Source organism: Nitrospirillum karajorum (genome assembly GCF_036348415.1).
Lineage (GTDB): Bacteria > Pseudomonadota > Alphaproteobacteria > Azospirillales > Azospirillaceae > Nitrospirillum > Nitrospirillum amazonense_B.
This window is the reverse complement of sequence record NZ_JAZBQB010000002.1, coordinates 1,328,191-1,347,063: the sequence shown is the minus strand read 5'-3', so window position 1 is coordinate 1,347,063 and position 18,873 is coordinate 1,328,191. Positions and strand designations below refer to the sequence as shown.

The following is an 18,873-nucleotide window of genomic DNA, read 5'->3' as shown; positions in this document are numbered from 1 at the left end:
CTGGGGGATGATCATCATTCGCAGCGCAGCTCGCTCACGAACTCATACCGGTCGCCACGATAGGCGGAGCGGGTGAACTCCACCGGCGTACCATCGGCCAAACGGGTGATACGCTCGATACGCAGCACTTCGGCGTTCTCCTTGACGGAAAAAATGCCAGCCTCCGTCGGGGTGGCGAGCGAGGCGCGGATGCGTTGCTGGCCCTTCACCGGGCGATACCCATAGCCGCCCAGTGTTTCGTAGAGGGAGTCGCCCAGTTCCTCAAGCGCCGGCAGGAAGCGCGCCGGGACCACCGCATGCTCGATGGCCAGCGGCTCCCCATCCGACAGCCGGATACGGCTGAGCCGCGCGACCTTCGTCACCACGGGAATCTCCAGCATCGCCGCCTCGTCCTCCGTGGGGCTGGCATAGGCCTTCATCATCCAGATAACGCCAGGCTTGTCACCCCGGCGACGGGCATCGTCGCTGAAGCCGCTGAGGAAGGATGGGGCCTCTATCCGCGGCGCCACGAAGGTGCCCGAGCCGTGCTTGCGAAACAGCAGCCCTTCCTCGATCAGCTTGTCGATGGCCTTGCGGATGGTAACCCGCGACATGCCGGTCAGGTCGCTGAGATTGCGTTCCGATGGAAGGGCGTTGCCGGGATCGATGCCGCCTGACGCGATCTGTTCCCGCAGTTTCCGCGCGAGCTGCAAATAGATGGGGGTGCTGTCGCCGGGCTTGGGAACCAGTTTGTCTCGCATCGTCGTCACACTTCAAAAATGGTGAATCAGCCGTCAGGCAGGACCGTGGGCCAGGGCGGACTTCAGGTCCTTGGGGTAAAGCGACAAAAGTGTGTCGGCCTCCGCCGGGGCCCGGCCCGAGGCGACAAGGACCGCCTTGCGGATGTTATAGTCGGAAACCCGCAACGCGTCGTCTGCCTGTACTTCGGATACGCCGGTTAATTCCTGTACGATACCGCAGGCACGACGCGCCAGCTTCTCGTTGGAAACGCGCATATCCACCATCAGGCCCCGATAGACCAAGCCTAATCTTAGCATTATTGTTGTGGACAGAAGGTTAAGGACCACCTTCTGCGCGGTACCCGCCTTCATGCGGGTGGAACCGGCGATCGGTTCGCTGCCCGTTTCCGCCAGGATGGCGTAATCGGAAATGTCCAACAGCGGGCTGCCGGGATTGTTGGCGATGCCAATGGTCAGCGCGCCGGCGGCACGCGCGGCCCCGATGCCCGCCACGGTAAAAGGTGTGCGGCCGCTGGCGGCCACGCCGACGGCGACATCGTTGGGGCCCAGGGCCGCCGCCGTGATCTGGCGGCGCGCATCGGCTTCATCATCCTCGGCCCCTTCCACGCTTTCCGTCACCGCCAGGGTCCCGCCGGCCAGGACGAACACCAGGCGCTCGGCTGGCCAGCTGTAGGTGGGCGTCAGTTCCACGCCATCCTGCACGGCGATGCGGCCGGAGGTACCGGCACCCATATAGACGATGCGTCCGCCGTCGCGCAGCCGCCCGGCCGCCTCCTCGCTGGCGGCGGCGATGCGGTCCAGCTGGCCGTAGACGGAGGAAACGGCGGCAAGCTGCCCCTCCAGCATCGCCTCCAGCGCGACCTTGGTCGGCCATTCGGCGATCTCAACGAAGCGTCGACCGTAGGTTTCGGTGGACATTCAAATCTCCTGAAGGCGCGCGTGCCGGGCGGCGCCATCCGTCTGGCGGACGGCGCGCCCGCAGGCGCAGAGGGCGAAGGCGGCCAGCGTTCCCACGCACAGCTGCCAGGGAAAGGCGAGGGTCTGCAGCGGCGCCGGCAGGGACAGGGCCCGCGCCACGGCCGGCTGCAAGGCCAGCACGACGGCAAAGCCGCCGGCCAGCGCCACCATGACCGAGGCGCTGGAGCCCCGCTTGGTGAACAGGGCGGTGAAATAGACCCCCAGCAGGCCGGCATAAGCGAAGTTCATGACCGACAGCACGAAGTCCAGCAAGGGCGCCCGGGTGTAGTGCTGCCAATAGTACGAGCCTATGGCCATGGCCAGGGTGGCGGCGCTGACCGCCGCCATGCCGATGCGGCCGGCCGTGACGTAATGGTCCTCGCGGGCCTGGCGCCGGGCCGCGTGCCAGGGGCGGTAGAAATCCTGGATCAGCACCGACGACATGGCGTTCAGGGCCGACATGGTGGTGCCCACCGCCGTGGCGATGACGCCGATGGCCATCATGCCGCGGACGCCGGCCGGCGCCTCCGTCAGGATGAAGTGCATGAGGACGGTGATGTCCTCGCCCTGGAAGGCGCGGGCGGGGCCGGCGCCGGCGGCGGCCGGGCCCCGGTAGAACAGGTAGAGCAGGCTGCCAATGGCGATGAACAGCCAGACGATGGGGATGGCGGCGGCGATGGACAGGTACAGGCCCCTGGCACTGGTGCGGGCGTCACGGCAGGCCAACAACCGCTGCGTCGTGTCCTGGTCCAGCGCATAATTGCCGATGAACAGCAACACGATGCCGGTCAGCGACGCCGCCAGGCTGAAGGGCGCGGACAGCTTGGTCGACAGGTCGAACAGCCGCAACTTGTCATGCCCCCCCTGGGCCCCATCCGGGGTGGCCGACAGGGTCTGGATCATGGCGTCCAGCGGCATGTCCAGGCGTTGCAGCAGCAGGAGGGCGATGCCGATGGCGGCGCCGACATAGACGACGAACTGCAGCAAATCGATCCAGACGATGGCCTTCAGCCCCTTGTGGAAGGCGAAGATGAAGGAGGCCAGGATGAGGAAGGCGGAGGCGACGGAGACATTGGCCGCCGTGACGTTGCCGAAGATGATCATGGCCACGGCGATGGCCGCCAGGTAGAGGCGGGCGCCGCCGGCGATGATGCGGCCCACCAGGAACATGCCACCCGCCGCCTTCATGGCCGTTGCGCCGAACCGCTGGCCCAGCAGCTCATACACCGTGGTCACGTTGTGGGCGTAAAAGCGCGGGATGAAGACGTGGGCGACGATCACCACCGCCAGGAAGGCGCCCAGAAAGGTGCTGAGATAGGTGAAGTCGCCGCGATAGCCGAAATCGGGACCGCCCAGGAAGGTGGCGGCGGATTGGGTGGTGGCCAACACCGAGATGGCGGCCAACCAGGCCGGCACCTGGCCCGACGCCAGGAAATAGTCGCGGGCGTCGCCGCTGTCCTGCCGGTTGACCGCGAAACCCACGCCAGCGACCGCCAGGAAATACAGGCCCACGACCGCCCAGTCCAAGCCGGAGAAAGCGCCACTCATGCCACCCCCAAAACCTTGTCCCCGACACGGGGAACCCTTCGATTTGCGGCCGCCGGCGGGCACCACCAGATGGCGATGCCCGCCAACTTCCCCTTACTGCCGGAACGTCAGCGCGATGGAGAACACACGGCCCTCTACATTGTAGGTGTCGGGGAAGGTGTTGAACACGCCGCCGGAGACGAAGGGCGGGTCCTTATCCAGGATGTTCTGGATGCCGCCCGACACCGAGATGTCGCGGGTCAGCTTGTAAGAGCCGGTCAGGTCGAAATAGTTCTGGGCCGCGATGGTGCCGTTTTGCCCAGGCGCGCTGTTGTGGACGGAACCGATGCGCGTCCAGGCCAGCCGGATCATGGCCTCATCGAACAGCCAGCTGACGCTGGCATTGTGGCGGTAGTCCGGCTGCACCAGCGTGGTGCCGTCGCTGGAACAGGTGGCGCCATAGGTGCCGGCGCACTCCAGCGTGGCCACGGCGGCGTTGGGTTGGAACCCATAGCTGGAAACGATGTTGGCCTGGTAGGCGAACTGCAGGCCGGCACCGGGAAGCCAGTCCGGCTGGACGAAATAGGTCATGCCGATGTCGAAACCCTTCTGGTCCAGCAGGCCCAGGTTCTGGTTGTTGACGTAGGCGTTCGCCAGATGCCCGTTGGTGGGGTTGCGCGACACCAGCTTGCACAGCGGGTTGTTGGCCACCGGATTGGTGATGTAGCAGCTGGTCAGGGCATTGACCGGCTGGATGACGCCGATCGCGCCCGTCAGGTTCAACTGGTAGTAGTCGACTGTGATGTTCAGGTGGGGGATGAAGGTCGGGGTGATGACCGCGCCCAGGGTTTTGGTCTGTCCGGTTTCCGGCTGAATGTTGGCATTGCCGCCGTAGTAATACTGCCCCTCAAGGTAGGACGGCGCGAAGGAGTTGGTGGAACCCGCCGCCGGCGCGCCGAAACGGGCGCACTGGGCGGCATTGCCGGTGCCCAGCACGCACGGATCGCCGGCATAGCGCGGGGCCAGGCGTGCCACCGTCACCAGGCTGCTGAACGGCAGGGACGAGGTGGCCGCCGCATATTCGCTGAAGTTCGGCGTGCGGATGACACGCTGCATGGTACCGCGGAAGCGGATGTTGTCATCCACCGTCCAGGTGAATTCACCCTTGGGCGTGCCATTCACCCCCCACAGCGAATAGTCGGAATAGCGGTAGGCACCACCGACGTCGAAGCCCTTGATCAACGGCAGGTCCTTGAGCACCGGCACCAGCAGTTCGCCGTAAACCTCCTTCACGTCGAAGCTGCCGCTGTAAGCGGCCTGCACGCCCTGGCGGAAGGTGTTGCCCGTCAGCAGGGCGGAGTCCTGGGTATAGTTGCCGGTCTCGTTGCGGTACTCATAGCCCAGCGAGAAGCCCACGGGCCCCGCCGGGAGGGAGAAGAGGTCGGCCGACGTGCCACTTAGCACGCCCGAGCCGATCAGCTGTTCACGGGTGCGGTGGAAGGCGTCGAAGGTCGTGCCCAACTGCTTCACGCTGGACTGGTTGGGCCCGAAGAAGTCGATGGTGTTGGCCAGGGAGGCGACATTGTTCACGCCGGCGGCAGAGGTGACCAGGCCATCACCGGTGATGGGCGAATCCTCGGTTGAACGGCCGTACTGCACGTAGGCATCCCACTTGATGTTCTTGGTGATGTCGCCGCGCAGGCCGGTCTGGATCTGCTCCGTCTCGCGGTCGGTGTGATAGGTGATCAGGCCCAGCTCGGCCAGCGACCGGGTGATGCGCATCTGCGCCGTGCCGTTGACGAAGGTCAGCTGGTTGGCGATCTGCGGCGTCAGGAAGGGGTTGTTCTGGCTGATGGAGACGACCTGATCGATGGATGGCGGGTTAGGGCCGGGCGTGCCCGACTCTTCCGTCTTCGCCCGGGTGTACATGGCCCGGCCATAAAGTTCGACATTGTCGAACAGGTCGTAATGATAGAGCGCGGTGGCGTTGTAACGGTTCAACGGCTCGATCAGCGGGTATTCGGCGCTGATGTTCGAGGTCGCCGACGGGCTGGTGGTGAATTGGCCGCTGCCGTCGAAGCCGAACTTGCGCCCGCTGGCCACGTCGGTGAAGACGCCACCGACGTTGGGGATGGTGCTGCCGGGGGTCAGTGCCCATTTGCGCGACCCGGAATCCACCTCGTCCCGCTTGGTGTAGTTCAGGGCCACGACGACATGGCCACGACCATTGTTGATGTTGCCGCCAAAGGTCAGGTCAGCGCCATATTCGGAACCGCCATGCTGGGCGCTGCGGTCGGTGACCGTGGCCTCGATGCCCTCGAAATCGCGGTCCAGGATGAAGTTCACCACGCCGGCCACGGCGTCGGCGCCGTAGACCGCCGCGGCACCGCCCGTCAGCACGTCCACCCGCTTGATCAGCGCCACCGGAATGCTGCCGACGTCGACGGAATTGCGGAAGCTGAAGGGCGTCGCCCGCGTGCCGTCGATCAGCACCAGCGACCGGCTCTGCCCGAAGTTGCGCAAGTCGAAGACCTGGGCGCCGAAAGCGTCGCTGCCTTGCGAGGAGGCGCGCACGCCGCCCGCCAACTGCGGCAGCTTGGTCGAGAAATCCTGCACCGTCAGCGCCTGCTGCAGGCGGATGTCCTCGGACGTGGTCGAGGCCACGGGGCTGGCCGCCGTCAGGCCCGGCCGTGGAATGCGCGTGCCGGTCACCACGATTTCTTCCAGACCGGAATCGGTTGGCTCGGCGCCCGCAACCGCGGTGCCGCCGCCTGTGGTGGCGGTCTGCGCGTAGGCGGCGCCGGCCATCGCCGGCAGGAAAAGCAACGGTGCCGCCAAGGCGGCACGCCAATGTTTGTTCCGCATGCTCCAAGCCCCCCTGTTTTTTGACTCCAGATATACCACTTTACGGCATATCTCGAAGCAATTAATACCAATATAAACCAGATCGCGTCAAGCAACTCCCTGCAGTTTCCCGACGATTTCGGCAAAGATCGACAGGTTTTCAAGCAGTCCTGCACCCCAGAAGGGCGAAGCCGCCACCATGTGGACTCAAGTGGTCTACACTCACCGGGACGAAGCGGACGCTTTCAGCCCAGCATGTCCCGCGCGACCAGCAACGCGTCCGCCAGCCGGTCGACCTCGGCGCGGGTGTTGTACAGCGCGAAGGAGGCCCGGCAGGTGGCGGTGACACCGAAACGCGCGAGCAAGGGCTGGGCACAATGGGTGCCGGCGCGCACAGCGACACCGAAGCCGTCCAGGATGGTGGCCACATCCAGCGGGTGGGCATCCCCCAAGGTGAAGGCCACAATGGGCCCCTTTCCCGCCGCCGTGCCGACCAGCCGCAATGATGGGATGGCGGCCAGGCGCCGCTGCGCATGGGCCAGGAGGTCAGCCTCATGGGCCGCAGCGGCGGGCAAGCCTACGCCGCGCAGATAGTCCAGCGCCGCAGCCAAGCCGATGGCCTGGACGATGGGGGGCGTGCCGGCCTCGAACCGGTGGGGCGGATCGGCATAGGTGATGGCATCCAGCGTCACCCGCCGCACCATTTCCCCCCACCCAGCACGGGCGGCAACCGTTGCAGCCATTCAGCCTTACCGTAAAGGGCGCCGATGCCCGTGGGCCCATAAAGCTTGTGGCCGGTGACAACGTAGAAATCAACGTCCAGCGCCCGGACATCCACACCCAGGTGCACCGCCCCCTGCGTGCCGTCCGCCAGCACCGGGATGCCCCGGGCGTGGGCCAGGCGCACGATATCGGCCAAGGGGGTGACCGTGCCCAGGACGTTGGACATGTGGGTGATGGCGACCAGCCGTGTCCGCGCGGTCAACGCCCGTTCCACCGCGTCCAGCGACAGGCTGCCGTCCTCCTCCACATCGACCCACTTCAGGACCGCGCCGTGCCGCTCCCGCAAGAAATGCCAGGGCACGATGTTGGCGTGGTGCTCCATGACCGATAGCACGATCTCATCGCCCGGCCGGATGAGGGCCTCGCCAAAGGCGCGGGCCACCAGGTTGATGGCCTCGGTCGCCGACTTGGTGAAGACGATCTCCTCCACCGTGCCCGCGTTCAGGAAGGCGCGGACGGTTTCGCGCGCCCGCTCGAACCCGTCGGTCGCCCGGTTGGCCAGGGTGTGGGAACCGCGGTGGACATTGGCGTATTCGGCATAAATGGCTTGGGTCATGCGCTCGACGACGGCGCGGGGCTTCTGCGCCGAGGCGGCATTGTCCAGATAGACCAGGGGCCCGCCGTCGACCTCCAGCGCCAGGATGGGGAAGTCGGCGCGCAGGCGATCGACGTCATATGGGGCCGTTCCAACACCATCCATCATCCACTTCCCTTGCCCGGCCCACGATGCCGCTCAGATGGTGCCCTGGTCGCGCAGCCGCTCGACCTCCGCCTCGTCGGCGCCCAGCCATTCCTTCAGGATATCCCCGCTGTGCTCCCCTATGGCAGGCGCCCCCCGGCGCACGCTGGTGGGTGTATCCCACAGGCGCACGGCCGGCGCCTGGAAGGGAACGGAGCCCAGGATGGGATGGGGCACGTCGATGATCTGCTGGCGGGCCACCACCTGGGGATTGGTGACGACGTCGGCTATGGTCGCCACCCGCTCGCACGGCACCTCGGCCTCGTGCAGGCGGGCCAGGATGGTTTCGCCGTCCTGGGTCAGCGCCCATTCGTTGATGATGCTTTCCAGCAAGCCGACATTGGCGTTGCGCGCCACGAAGGTCGCGAAACGCGGGTCCTGCGCCAGGCCCGGCATGCCCATGGCGGCCGCGAAGCGCGGAAAATGGGCATCGTTCCCGGCGACGACGTAAATCCACACGCCGTCGCGGCTCTGGAAGCAATGGGAGGGCGAGAGGTAGCGGTCACGGTTGCCCAGGCGCGGCGGCTCCGCACCGTTCAGCAGGTATTCCGGGATGGCCGTGGTCATGAGCGCCATACCGCTGTCCATCAACGTGGCCTCCACCACCTGGCCGCGCCCCGTCTTCTCTCGTGCCCGCAGGGCGGCCAGCGCGCCGATGGTGGCATACAGGGCGGTGGTGTAGTCGCAGACAAAGACGCCCGACATGGTGGGCGGCCCGTCGTGGGCGCCGGTCATGCTCATGATGCCGCTGATGGCCTGGGCGGCGCCGTCGAAGCAAGGGTGCTGGGCCAGCGGCCCCTTCTGGCCGAAACCCGTGACGCGCACCAGGATCAGGCCGGGATTGGCCGCGCTCAGCACGTCCCAGCCTAGCCCCATGCCCTCCAGCGTGCCCGGCCGGAAATTCTCGATCAGAATGTCGGCCTTGGCCGCCAGGCGGCGGATCAGCGCCTGGCCCTCGGGATCGCGGAAGTCGACGGCGAAGCCGCGCTTGTTACGGTTGGCCGACAGGAAAAACAGGGTGTCCCCGGCAACGGCCTCGCCCACCCGGCGGCCATCCTCGCCCCCATCGATGCGCTCCACCTTCACGACGTCGGCGCCCAGGTCGCCCATCAGTTGGCCGCAGAACGGGCCAGCGATGTATCGCGTCATGTCAAGAACGCGAATACCCTCAAGTGATCCCAGCATCTTTCCCTCGCCATTATTTATAGATTGATCGGACGCGATAAATTATTGAAATCATCGTGCCGATAAGCAATAGTATCCGAAACAGGAGGCAGCCATGCGTATCGCTTATTTTTCCTGGCTTCGCGCCAAGACCGGCACCGCATCGGAACAGATAGACTTGCCGCAGAACTGCAACACGGTGAGCGAGCTGATCGATTACCTGTCTGGCCGACATCCGGCCCTGGCGGAAATCGCCACCGCGCAAGGCAGCCTGCGCTACACCGTCAACCGCCGCTATGTCGAGAAATCGCACCCGCTGGCGGCGACGGATGAGGTGGTCCTGTTCCCACCCGTCACCGGCGGCTGACCGGCGTTTCCTTCCTGGGCCGCCCCGCAGCAGGGACAGTTCTCCCGGCGGGGCAGCTCCACCTTGGTAACGTCGCAGCTCCAGGCGTCGTACATCGCCAGCGTGCCGGACAGGCTGGGCTCCACGCCCAGGATCTCCTTGATCACCTCGATGGCCTGCAGCGCGCCCATGACGCCCACCGCCGGGCCCAGTACGCCGATCTCCGAACAGCTGGGCGCCACCGCCGGCACCTCGGGATAGAGACACCGGAAGCAGGGGTGCTGTCCCCCCAGGTGGGACTTGAAGGTGGTCAGGATGCCATCGGCCAGCTGCACGGCGGCGCTGACCAGCACAATCCCGGCCCGGCGGCAGGCGGCATGCACCGCGTCGCGGGTGGCGAAGTTGTCGCAGCCATCGGCCACGATGTCATACTGGGCCACCAGCGCGTCCGCGTTCTCCGCATTCACCGGCACCGCGTGCTCCACCAGCCGCACATGCGGGTTGATACGGGCCAGCGTCAGGGTGGCACTCTGTACCTTGGGCATGTCCAACCGGTCGACGCCGTGCAGGATCTGACGGTGCAGGTTGGATGGCTCGACACAGTCGAAATCGGCGAAACCCAGCGTGCCCACCCCCGCCCCCGCCAGGTACATCAGCAGGGGGGAGCCCAGGCCGCCGGCACCGATGACCAGCACGCGCGCGGCCTTAAGCCGGGTCTGGCCGGCAACGCCGATCTCCGGCAGAACCACCTGCCGCCGGTAGAAACTCGCCTCATCAGGAACGGTCGACATCACCCAGGCCTCCTGTTCCATTTTTCTTGATTGCTCAGGCCGCGCCGGCGGCCTCGCGGATACGCTTCACGATCAGGTGCACGCCGTTGGCACGGCTGGGCGCCAGATTGCGGCCCACGGCCAGTCGGTCCAGCACCGCTGGACTGTGGGCCAGGATCGCGGCGGGCGGCCGCCCGTCATACAGCCGCAGCACCAGGGCCAGCAGGCCCCGCATGATCAAGGCGTCGGAATCCGCCCGGATACGCAGGGCCGCCGGCGTCCGCTCGATGACCAGCCACAACTGCGACTGGCAGCCGGTCACTTGATCCTGGTCACGCCGCTGGTCCGGCGGGATGCCGTCCAGGGCGCGGCCCAGGTCCATCAGGTGCTTCAGGCGGGCGGACCAATCGTCCAACCCGGCGAACTCCGCCTCCAGCGCCGCGGCGGCGGCGTCGATATCCGCGACGGTGGAAACGGGGAGGTCGGCCAGGTCGGTCATGGTCCGCCCCTGTCTTCAGCGTTTGTGCCGGGCCACGATGCCGCCGGTCATGGGCGCCTTCACCCCCGTGGTCTTGGGGAAGCTGATGGGAAGGCCGGCCAGCACGCGGGCGGCGAGATAGGCGAAGCACTCCGCCTCCACCGCGTCGCCGCGCCAGTCCACCGCCTCCGCCGGCACAGCCTCCACCTTGGCGCGCTCGCCCAAGGCGGCCATGATGGCCGGGTTCTTGCGGCCGCCGCCACAGACGATCAGCTTGGTCGGCCGGGTGGGCAGCAAATCCAGCGAGCGCCCCACCGTCCCCGCCGTGAAGGCCGTCAGGGTGGCCGCGCCATCCTCCAGCGACAGGCCGTCGGCCATGTCGGCGGTGAAGTCGTAGCGATCCAAAGACTTCGGGTATGCCGCCGACAGGTAGGGATGGTCCAGCAAGCGGGCCAGCCGCGCCTCATCCACCCGGCCGCGCCGGGCGATGGCGCCGTCCACATCCATCTCCCCCGCCCCGTGGCGCATGATCCAGTCGTTGATGGGGCCGTTGGCGGGGCCGGTGTCGAAGGCCTCGAACTGGTCCTTGCCATCCCACCAGGTGACGTTGCCGACGCCACCCAGGTTCAGGGCCGCGACCTCAGGCCCGGCGTGGACACGCTTCAGCAGGGCGGCATGATAGCTGGCGGACAGGGGCGCACCGTGACCGCCCGCGCGCATGTCGGCGGTGCGGAAGTCATAGACGACGTCGATGCCCAGGATGTCGGCCATCAGTTGACCGTCGCCCAGCTGGCGGGTGTCGCCGAAGCGGCCGGGAACCGGCGCGCGGTGCAACACCGTCTGGCCGTGGAAGCCCACGGCCGCCACCTCCCCCGGCCGCATGTCGTTCTCGACCAGGAACTGGGCCACCGCCTCGGCCTGGGCACGGGACAGGGCCCGTTCCGCCTCAGCGAAAATCGGGGGCTCCGCCCCCTCGAAGCGCCAGGTGAGCGCCTGGGCCACCGCCTCCCCCAGAAGGCCGCGCAGGTCCGTCGGATAGGGCGCCAGCTTCCACGGGCCGAAATCGTACACATGAACGCCATCCGTGCGGATGCACGCGATATCGATCATCCCGTCCAGGACTGTGCCCGTCATAAGGCCGATGGCCCACATCGGTTGCATTGATTGATCTCCCTGATTTCCCCAATGGTTCTTAACTCTACGCTCAACGGACTGAGGCGTATTGGAACGCCTCCTGATGCCGCGCCGGGGGCGGCGTCGCCGCCTTATGCTTGGCGTGGATCTCACCATTCGGCTTGCGGCAACCGGCACAGAGCAGGATGGACTGGCGCCCGTCCTCCGCCATGCGGCGACGGAAGTCGACGGCGCGTCCCACCACCGTCTCCGCCGTCTCTGTCATCAGGTTGCCGACGACACCCTGAGCGCCGTGACTGATGACGCAGACCGACGTTTCGCCATCCGGGGCCATGCACAAGGTATGGCCGGCCCAGAAGCAGGCGCCGGTGGGCACGGGCAAGGACGGGTTGATATCCTGCGACATGCGGCGGTGCAGCGCCTCGTCACTTTCCAGATCATCCAGTTCCCGGATTTTGTGATGGGCGCCGCCCGGCAACAGGGGCGTGACCTTCACATGGGTGTCCACCCGTGCCGCCAACGCCAGAAACTCTGGATCATAATCCTCGAGCGGTTCGTTGAGATCGATCTGGTACACGCCGACGCGGACGTGGCCATGGTCCCGGCCCCGCGCGTCCAGCAGGGTGCGCAAGCCCCGGAGGGTCTTCTGGAACGTGCCCTCCCCCCGGTTCAAATCATGGCTCGCCTGGTTGCCGCCATCAAGCGACACATAAATGGTGTGGGGAAAGGGTACCGATAGAATTTCGCTAACCCGTTTGGGTGTCAGCAGGGTTCCATTGGTATGCCATTGGAGTGGGGCGTCCGGCAAAAGCCGTCGCGTCATGGCCAGCAATTCATGAAACCGCGGGTTCATCAAGGGCTCTCCCCGCCAATTCAGGTGTATTCCCTTGACATCAACCGACGATGAAGTCGCCAGTTTCACCAATACCGCTTCAAGATCATCCGGCTCAAGGTCCAATTTCCCATGACTTTGCTTTGTATAGCAAAGGCGACAGGACAAGTTACACCTGCTGGTCGGATCAAGCCATAACCATATCGGATGTATATGATGAGACTGGTCATGCAGTGGTTTGAGCAACGTACACCTCCGACCGTTTTATTGTCATACAGGGGCGGCCCGTTAGCCCCAGGCGGGAAGGATGTCGTGCCGAGACGTATACCAGATTAATACCATCATGACATCATTAAATTCACATGGTACGGGTGGAAAAAATTTCCCAGGGCGAAGAGACTGTTGGCCATCGCGGGAAGCGGGGCGGGGAGCGGGCCGGACGCGATAGGGGAGACCACGCTTGCTTCAGGTTTGCGCGTTGATTTCAGAGGCCGGCGGCACGTCGGCCAACGAGGATGCGGCGGGTCACCACGGCGACTGGGCCTGGGTCATCGACGGGGCGACGGGCATCAGCGGCGCCACCATCACGGGCCTGAGCGATGCCGCCTGGTTCTCGCGCCAGGTGGACCAGGCCCTGCGCCGGCATGCGGCGGACAGTGATGGCCTTGCCACCGACACCGTGCTGCGCCGGGTGGTGGAGGATGTCGCCCAGGCATTCATCGGCGCCACCGAAGGACATCCCCGCGCCCGGCATGAACGGCCATCCGCCGCCTTCGCCCTGCTGCGACGGATCGACGACCGGCTGGAGATGACCACCCTCGGCGATTGTGGGATCATCCACCGCGACCGCGACGGGCGGGCGGGGGTCTTCGGCTCTTCCAACATTCCCGTCTTCGAGGCGCGCACCCTGCACGCGGCCCGCCAGGCACTGGAGGCGACTCCCGACCTGACCCCGGCCGAACTGTGGAACCAGGTCGTGGGCCAGGTACGGGCCAACCGCCAATCCATGAACACCGCGGATGGCTATTGGGTTTTGAGCACCGATACCGAGGCGTTGGCGCATGTGGACCGCCAGATGGTTCCCTTGGACAACGGTCCGGTCGCCCTGGTCACCGACGGCTTTCTGCGCCTCATTGATCTGTTCGGACGGGCCACGGCATCGGATTTCCTGGACCTGGACGATCAGGCCAGGGCGGAAACGGCCTTGCGCGACCTGCGCCGCATCGAGGCGGCGGATGATCCCCACCACGGCCATCTGCGGCTGAAGCGATCAGACGACGCCAGCCTTATTGTCGTTCGCCCCGCCTGAGGGTCAGTCGGGCGCCCGCCCAGCCAGCGCCAGGGCACCTGTCACGGCGTCGCCCAGGGTGGGCGACAGGCGGCGGCGAACGTCGGGGGCCAGCCAAGCCTCCATGGCGCTGGCCAGGCCGCCGATCAGGCTGACGCGTGGCACCCCGTCGGACAACAGCGCCCGCACCAGACCGTTCACATGCTCCGCCGCCTCCTGCACCACATGGCGGGCCACGGCGTCCCCCTGGTCTGCCTGCCGCAACACCAGCGGGGCGAGGGTGGCATAGTCGGTGGCCGTCGCCCGGTCCATCCACAGCACCACCTCCGTCGGGTCCCCCTGGAAGCGGGCCATCAATTCCCGCGTCAGCACGCCGCCCGCTTCGCGCCCGTCATGGGCGCGCAGGCTGTGCTGCAGGGCCCGCAGGCCCAGATAGGCGCCGCTGCCCTCATCGGAAATGGGGAAGCCGTAGCCGCCGAACTTCATCTCCCGTTCCGCCACACGGCCAATGGCGCATGAACCAGTGCCGACGATGACGATGCCGCCGTCCCGGCCACCATGCGCGCCCAGACAGGCGATCATGGCGTCGCTGGTGAAGGCGATACTGGCGAAGGGATGATGGATGGCCTCCAGCGCCGCGCGGGCGCCCTTGCGGCCAATGCCGGCCACGCCCACGCCGGCGCGGATGCGGCCCACCCGTGCCGCATCCAGCCCCGCCTCCGCGATGGCGTGGCGGGCCGCCGTCTCGATGGCTTGCCACGACGCCTCGATACCGAAACGGGTGGCGGCGGGGCCGGCGATGCCCTGCCCCAGGACGGTGCCCGCCGCATCCTCCAGCCGCGCGCGGCAGCCGGTGCCGCCGCCATCCACACCCAGGTACAGCGTGTCGTCCATCAGCCGGGCACCCGCTCGATATCAGCGCCGCAGCGTACCAGCTTGCGCGCCAGATCCTCATAGCCGCGGTCCAGGTGGTAGACGCGGTTCACCACCGTCTCCCCCTCCGCCACCAGCCCCGCCAGGATAAGGCAGACAGAGGCGCGCAGGTCCGTCGCCATGACGGGCGCACCACGCAGCCGCTCCACCCCGCGCACCAGCACGGATGTGCCGCGCAGGGTGAGATCGGCACCCAGGCGCGCCAGTTCCGGCACATGCATGAAGCGGTTCTCGAAGATGGTCTCGCGGATCATGGTGGCCCCCTCCGCCACCGACATCAGGGCCATGAACTGGGCCTGCAGATCGGTGGGGAAGCCGGGATAGGGTTCGGTCGAGACGTCGGTGGCGCGCAGATGCCCCGCCCGTTCCACCATCAGGCCCCGGTCGGTGGGATAGACGCTGACCCCCGCCCGCTCCAGGATCTGGCATTGCACCGCCAGATGTTCCAGCCGGGCCCCGATCAGTTCCAGCCGGCCGCCGGTGATGGCGGCGGCCACGGCATAGGTGCCGGCCTCGATACGGTCGGGGATCAGCGTGTGCGTCGCCGGGCGGAAGCTGGCCAGCCCCTGCACCAGGAGGCGCTGCGTGCCAGCACCCTCGATATGGGCGCCCATGGCCACCAGGCAGGCGGCGAGGTCCGCCACCTCCGGCTCCCGCGCGGCGTTCAGGATTTCCGTCTCCCCCCGCGCCGTCACGGCGGCCATCAGCGCCGTCTCCGTCGCGCCCACGGAGGGCAGGGTCAGGACGATGCGGGCGCCGGTGAGGCCACCCTGCGGCGCCTGGGCGGTGACGTAGCCGCCGTCCACCGCCACCTCGGCACCCAGGGCGGTCAGCGCTTTCAGGTGCAGGTCGATGGGCCGGGCACCGATGGCGCAGCCGCCAGGCAGGGAGACGCGGGCGCGCCCGAAGCGGCCCAGCAGGGGGCCCAGCACCAGGGCCGTCGCCCGGGCGCGGCGCACGGTGTCGTAGTGCGCCTCGGCATTCACGGCGGCCGCCGCGTCCAGCGTCACCTGGTGCGCCTGTCCGCGCGTCACCCGCACGCCATAGCCACCCGCCAGCGCCAGCATGGTTTCCACATCGGTGATGGCCGGCAGGTTGGCCAGCGTCACCGGCCGATCGCTCAGCAGGCTGGCGGCGATCAGGGGCAGCGCCGCGTTCTTGGCGCCGGCGATGTCCACCGTGCCGGCCAGCCGCCGCCCGCCCCGGATGATCAAGCGATCCATGAGGTTTTCCGCATCCTAGCCCCGTACCGACCGGCACCGCGCCTGTTCCAATCATCATGCCAGTTCGCCAAGTGGTGACAAACTGGTTTTATACTGTTAGCCTCGACACCGATCCCCATCGACCGAGCAGAAGTCCAACCGCGATGCCTGCTGCACCGATCCATCCAAGCTTGACCCCAGATCAGGCCCCCGATCAAGCCGGCCCGACCCAGACCGCCGGCGCAACCTGCGAAATCTTCGTCAACCGCCGCCGCTTCGCCATCGGCAACCAGGGGGTGACCGCCGCCGACATCGCCGCCCTGATGGGCGTGCCGGCGGACAATGCGGTGGTTGAACGCAGCGCCCCCACCGGCGACTGGGTGGCCCTGCCCCTGGCCGACACCCTGGACATCCACCCGGGCGACACCTTCCTGGTCACCCGCCAGTTCGTGATGGGCGGCCATGGCTGAGCGCCTCTCCCCGAACGGGAAGCCCTGCCGCGCCACGCCCACAGGCTTGCTGCGCCTGGCCTCACCGGAGAAGGAGGCGCTGTTCGCCACCACCTTCACGGGACAGCCGGATCGGGAGGGCGGCTGTTTCGCCCGTTTCGGCTGGCGGACGACAGGCTCCCACCTGGCGGTCACGCTGGCCGCCATCGACCCGCCGCAGCCCGGCGATATCGAGGGCGGCGGGGCGGATATCAAGATCACGGCCAACGCCCTGCGCCGTGCCGCCCTGGCGGCCGAGGGCCATCCCCTGGCCGTCGGCTTCATCCACGCCCATCCCGCCGGCGTGGCGCCCAAGCCCAGCGCCCTGGATGACGAGATGGACCGGTACATGGCCGGCTATTTCGCCGACCTCGTCCCCGGCCGCCCCTTCGTCAGCCTGATCGTTTCTAGGATCGGCAACGACACCGCCATTTCCGGCCGTATCTTCCACGACGGCGCCTGGCATGAGATCGGCCGCGTGGCGGCGGAGCGGGACCCCACCGTGATCGCCTGGCCGCGTGGCGAGCCACCGCCGGAGCCGCCCATTCCGCCGGAGCGGGTGGCCCGCCTGACCAGCGCCTTCGGGCGCGAGGCGTACCAGCGCCTGCAACGCTCCACCGTCGCCCTCATCGGCGCCGGCGGCACCGGCTCCGCCGCCATTCCCATCCTGGCACGGGCCGGCGTGGGCCGGCTGATCATCATCGACAGCGACCACGCCTCGGAATCCAATCTGGAGCGCCTGCACGGCAGCACCCCGGCCGACGTGGCCAGCCGCGTGCCCAAGGTCACCATCGCCAAGCGGTCGGTGGCGGAATACGCCCCCGGCACGGTGGTGGAGGCCATCAACGGCCGCCTGCCACAGCCCGAGGTGCTGGACGCCGTGCTGCAGGCCGATGTGCTGATGGGCTGCACCGACCAGCATTCCAGCCGCATGGCGGTGGCCGACATCGCCACCCGCTACCTGATCCCGGCGGTGGATTGCGGCGGCCTGATCGAGGGGCGTGATGGGGTCGTCACGGGCCAGCTGGTGCAGATCGTCCGCTTTCTGGCGGCCGACCCCTGCCCCCGCTGCCGCGGCATGATCTCCCCCACCCGGGTGACGCAGGAACTGCTGCCGGTGGTCGATCGCCTGGCCCCGGCCGACCAGGCGGCCCTGGCGGCGGCGAATGGTGAGCGGCCGGACCCCATCCTGACGGCCGTGCCGCAGATCGATACCGTGGGCTACATCACCACGACGGCGGGCACGCTGGCGGCGGGCTTCGTCATCGGCTGGCTGACCGGCCGCTTCTCCCCCACCTTCGAACGGCTGCAGCTGGACCTGGTATCGGACTGCCTGGGCGCGGTGGATCGGCCACAGCGGCCCCGACCGGGATGCGCCTGCACCACGACGCGGGGATATGCCGACCAGGCGGCCGACGCGGCGCCATTCCAGCCGCCCGCCCACTGGCCCGCCCCGGTGCGGCTGTAAGGGCGCCCCTAGAATCCCAGGCCGGCCGCGGGGCGGTGGCAGGAACAGCCGACGAAGTGGCCCGACAGCGCCTCCAGCGAGCGCAACTGCGCGCCGTTGGCCACATGATCCTCCCCCGCCGCCGGCTCCACCTCCAGCACCACGTCGCCGTCGGTGCCAAAACGCGCCGGCAGGTCGGCGAAGGGCAGGTTGCCCGCACCCAGCTCCAACCCCTCGGACGAGAGGGCGCGCACCAGGGTGGCCGCGTCCAGACCCGGATCGGCGCAGGCGCGTTCATCCAGGCGGATGGCATCGGAGACGTGCAGGTAGCTCATCCGCTCATCCACGAAATCGAAGGGTTCCAGCCAGTGCGCCCGGTCCAGGTCATCCGTCGTGATCCAGCCGAAGCGCGCGTCGCCGTCGGTCAGGCGCGGCTGGGCGCGGCGGCGGTTGAACAGGTTGGCCGACAGGGTGGCGTGCGCCACGTCGATGAACGGCTCCACCCCCGTAAGCCCGTGGCGGGCCACCACCTCGCGGAAGCGCTGGATCTCCCAGGGGAAGAAATGGTCCAGCGGGCCGGTCATGTAGCTGCGGCCGTCACGGGGCAGTAGGGAATAATGGCCGACATTCTCCACCAGCAGCCGCATGCCGCCCGCCAGGCGCGCCAGGTCGCGCACCGCCTCCTCGAAGCCCTGGGCGGCCTCGTCCCGGTCGCGGGCCCGGGGCGGGGCCTGGCCGAAGACCATGTCGAAATAGCGATGCAGCACCACCGCCTCGGCCCCGATCTCCGACGCGAAAGCCAGGGTGTGGCGGCATTGGTCGGCATCGAAGCCGACGCGGGTGACCAACGGTACCGACTGTGGCGGGATATGGACGATCAGCCCGTCCACCGGAAACGCGTCCCGCAGCCGGGCGACATTCCGCCGGGCCAGGGCGAGGCCGGCGGCGGAGGTCACGTCCCGCTCGCCAAAGGTGTGCAGTTCCAGCCGCACCGGCCGTCCCCGGGCGACGAGATAGGCGGCGCGCGCGGCCAGTTGGCCGTAATCGGCCACGGCGGCCTTCAGGACAAGGTTGGGCATGATCGCATCCCCGCCGGATCGCTGGAGCCAGCGTCGCATGGCCAGCCCACCTGGACAAGCTGGTATTCATATGGTATCTAATCGGTGGTCCGGTGGCATGCCCCAGGCGGAGTTGCCGGCCC

At 67.6% G+C, this 18,873-nt stretch carries 16 protein-coding genes and 1 pseudogene; 4 read left to right on the top strand and 13 right to left on the bottom strand.

The window, feature by feature from the left end:
- Positions 1–14: 14 nt before the first annotated feature.
- From UCD39_RS13335 to UCD39_RS13310, 6 genes and pseudogenes are all read right to left on the bottom strand, one after another.
- A complete protein-coding gene (locus UCD39_RS13335) occupies positions 15–740 on the bottom strand; it encodes a GntR family transcriptional regulator (protein ID WP_145736643.1) in 726 nt (241 codons plus the stop codon).
- A 33-nt stretch (positions 741–773) separates the two neighbouring features.
- The gene (locus tag UCD39_RS13330; protein ID WP_330496478.1) at positions 774–1,658 is read right to left on the bottom strand and encodes an N-acetylmuramic acid 6-phosphate etherase; all 885 of its coding nucleotides are present in this window, start codon (positions 1,656–1,658) and stop codon (positions 774–776) included.
- Positions 1,659–3,245 (bottom strand): sodium:solute symporter family transporter, encoded by a 1,587-nt coding sequence (locus UCD39_RS13325; RefSeq protein ID WP_330496477.1) that lies wholly within the window; start codon positions 3,243–3,245, stop codon positions 1,659–1,661. It abuts the gene before it with no gap.
- A 93-nt stretch (positions 3,246–3,338) separates the two neighbouring features.
- Positions 3,339–6,089, bottom strand: a complete 2,751-nt coding sequence (locus UCD39_RS13320; protein WP_330496476.1) for a TonB-dependent receptor plug domain-containing protein — start codon at positions 6,087–6,089, stop codon at positions 3,339–3,341.
- Positions 6,090–6,313: 224 nt separating this feature from the next.
- Positions 6,314–7,407, bottom strand: a pseudogene (locus tag UCD39_RS13315) (cysteine desulfurase).
- A 177-nt stretch (positions 7,408–7,584) separates the two neighbouring features.
- On the bottom strand, positions 7,585–8,739 hold the full coding sequence (locus UCD39_RS13310; protein ID WP_442943636.1) for a CaiB/BaiF CoA transferase family protein: 1,155 nt from the start codon (positions 8,737–8,739) through the stop codon (positions 7,585–7,587).
- Between the two features lie 130 nt (positions 8,740–8,869).
- Here UCD39_RS13310 and moaD point away from each other — a divergent pair, with 130 nt between their 5' ends.
- Positions 8,870–9,121 (top strand): molybdopterin converting factor subunit 1, encoded by a 252-nt coding sequence (moaD, locus tag UCD39_RS13305; RefSeq protein WP_330496474.1) that lies wholly within the window; start codon positions 8,870–8,872, stop codon positions 9,119–9,121.
- On the opposite strand, the gene UCD39_RS13300 is transcribed toward moaD, so the two are convergent.
- From UCD39_RS13300 to UCD39_RS13285, 4 genes are read right to left on the bottom strand one after another with little or no spacing between them, the layout of a single operon-like run.
- Positions 9,049–9,891, bottom strand: a complete 843-nt coding sequence (locus UCD39_RS13300) for a HesA/MoeB/ThiF family protein (RefSeq protein ID WP_330496473.1) — start codon at positions 9,889–9,891, stop codon at positions 9,049–9,051. The genes moaD and UCD39_RS13300 overlap by 73 nt on opposite strands.
- 34 nt (positions 9,892–9,925) lie before the next feature.
- Positions 9,926–10,369 (bottom strand): SufE family protein, encoded by a 444-nt coding sequence (locus tag UCD39_RS13295; RefSeq protein ID WP_330496472.1) that lies wholly within the window; start codon positions 10,367–10,369, stop codon positions 9,926–9,928.
- A gap of 15 nt (positions 10,370–10,384) precedes the next feature.
- Positions 10,385–11,509 carry an anhydro-N-acetylmuramic acid kinase gene (locus UCD39_RS13290; RefSeq protein ID WP_442943635.1) on the bottom strand — a complete coding sequence of 375 codons (1,125 nt, stop codon included), beginning with the start codon at positions 11,507–11,509 and terminating at the stop codon, positions 10,385–10,387.
- 43 nt (positions 11,510–11,552) lie between these two features.
- Positions 11,553–12,560: a radical SAM protein gene (locus tag UCD39_RS13285; RefSeq protein WP_330496471.1), complete on the bottom strand. Its 1,008-nt coding sequence runs from the start codon at positions 12,558–12,560 to the stop codon at positions 11,553–11,555.
- Between the two features lie 214 nt (positions 12,561–12,774).
- On the opposite strand from UCD39_RS13285, the gene UCD39_RS13280 reads away from it, so the two are divergent.
- Positions 12,775–13,623, top strand: a complete 849-nt coding sequence (locus UCD39_RS13280; protein WP_330496470.1) for a protein phosphatase 2C domain-containing protein — start codon at positions 12,775–12,777, stop codon at positions 13,621–13,623.
- Between the two features lie 3 nt (positions 13,624–13,626).
- Here UCD39_RS13280 and UCD39_RS13275 read toward each other — a convergent pair whose 3' ends face one another.
- Positions 13,627–14,496 (bottom strand): glucosamine kinase nucleotide-binding domain-containing protein, encoded by an 870-nt coding sequence (locus tag UCD39_RS13275; protein ID WP_330496469.1) that lies wholly within the window; start codon positions 14,494–14,496, stop codon positions 13,627–13,629.
- The gene (gene murA / locus UCD39_RS13270) at positions 14,496–15,758 is read right to left on the bottom strand and encodes a UDP-N-acetylglucosamine 1-carboxyvinyltransferase (protein ID WP_330496468.1); all 1,263 of its coding nucleotides are present in this window, start codon (positions 15,756–15,758) and stop codon (positions 14,496–14,498) included. The genes UCD39_RS13275 and murA overlap by 1 nt, the downstream gene beginning before the upstream one ends.
- A 170-nt stretch (positions 15,759–15,928) precedes the next feature.
- Between murA and UCD39_RS13265 the strand changes: the two genes are divergently transcribed.
- Both UCD39_RS13265 and UCD39_RS13260 read left to right on the top strand, forming a co-directional pair.
- On the top strand, positions 15,929–16,207 hold the full coding sequence (locus tag UCD39_RS13265) for a multiubiquitin domain-containing protein (RefSeq protein ID WP_330496467.1): 279 nt from the start codon (positions 15,929–15,931) through the stop codon (positions 16,205–16,207).
- On the top strand, positions 16,200–17,693 hold the full coding sequence (locus UCD39_RS13260) for a HesA/MoeB/ThiF family protein (RefSeq protein ID WP_330496466.1): 1,494 nt from the start codon (positions 16,200–16,202) through the stop codon (positions 17,691–17,693). The genes UCD39_RS13265 and UCD39_RS13260 overlap by 8 nt, the downstream gene beginning before the upstream one ends.
- Positions 17,694–17,701: 8 nt before the next feature.
- On the opposite strand, the gene UCD39_RS13255 is transcribed toward UCD39_RS13260, so the two are convergent.
- On the bottom strand, positions 17,702–18,751 hold the full coding sequence (locus UCD39_RS13255; protein ID WP_330496465.1) for an IolE/MocC family protein: 1,050 nt from the start codon (positions 18,749–18,751) through the stop codon (positions 17,702–17,704).
- Between the last annotated feature and the right edge of the window lie 122 nt (positions 18,752–18,873).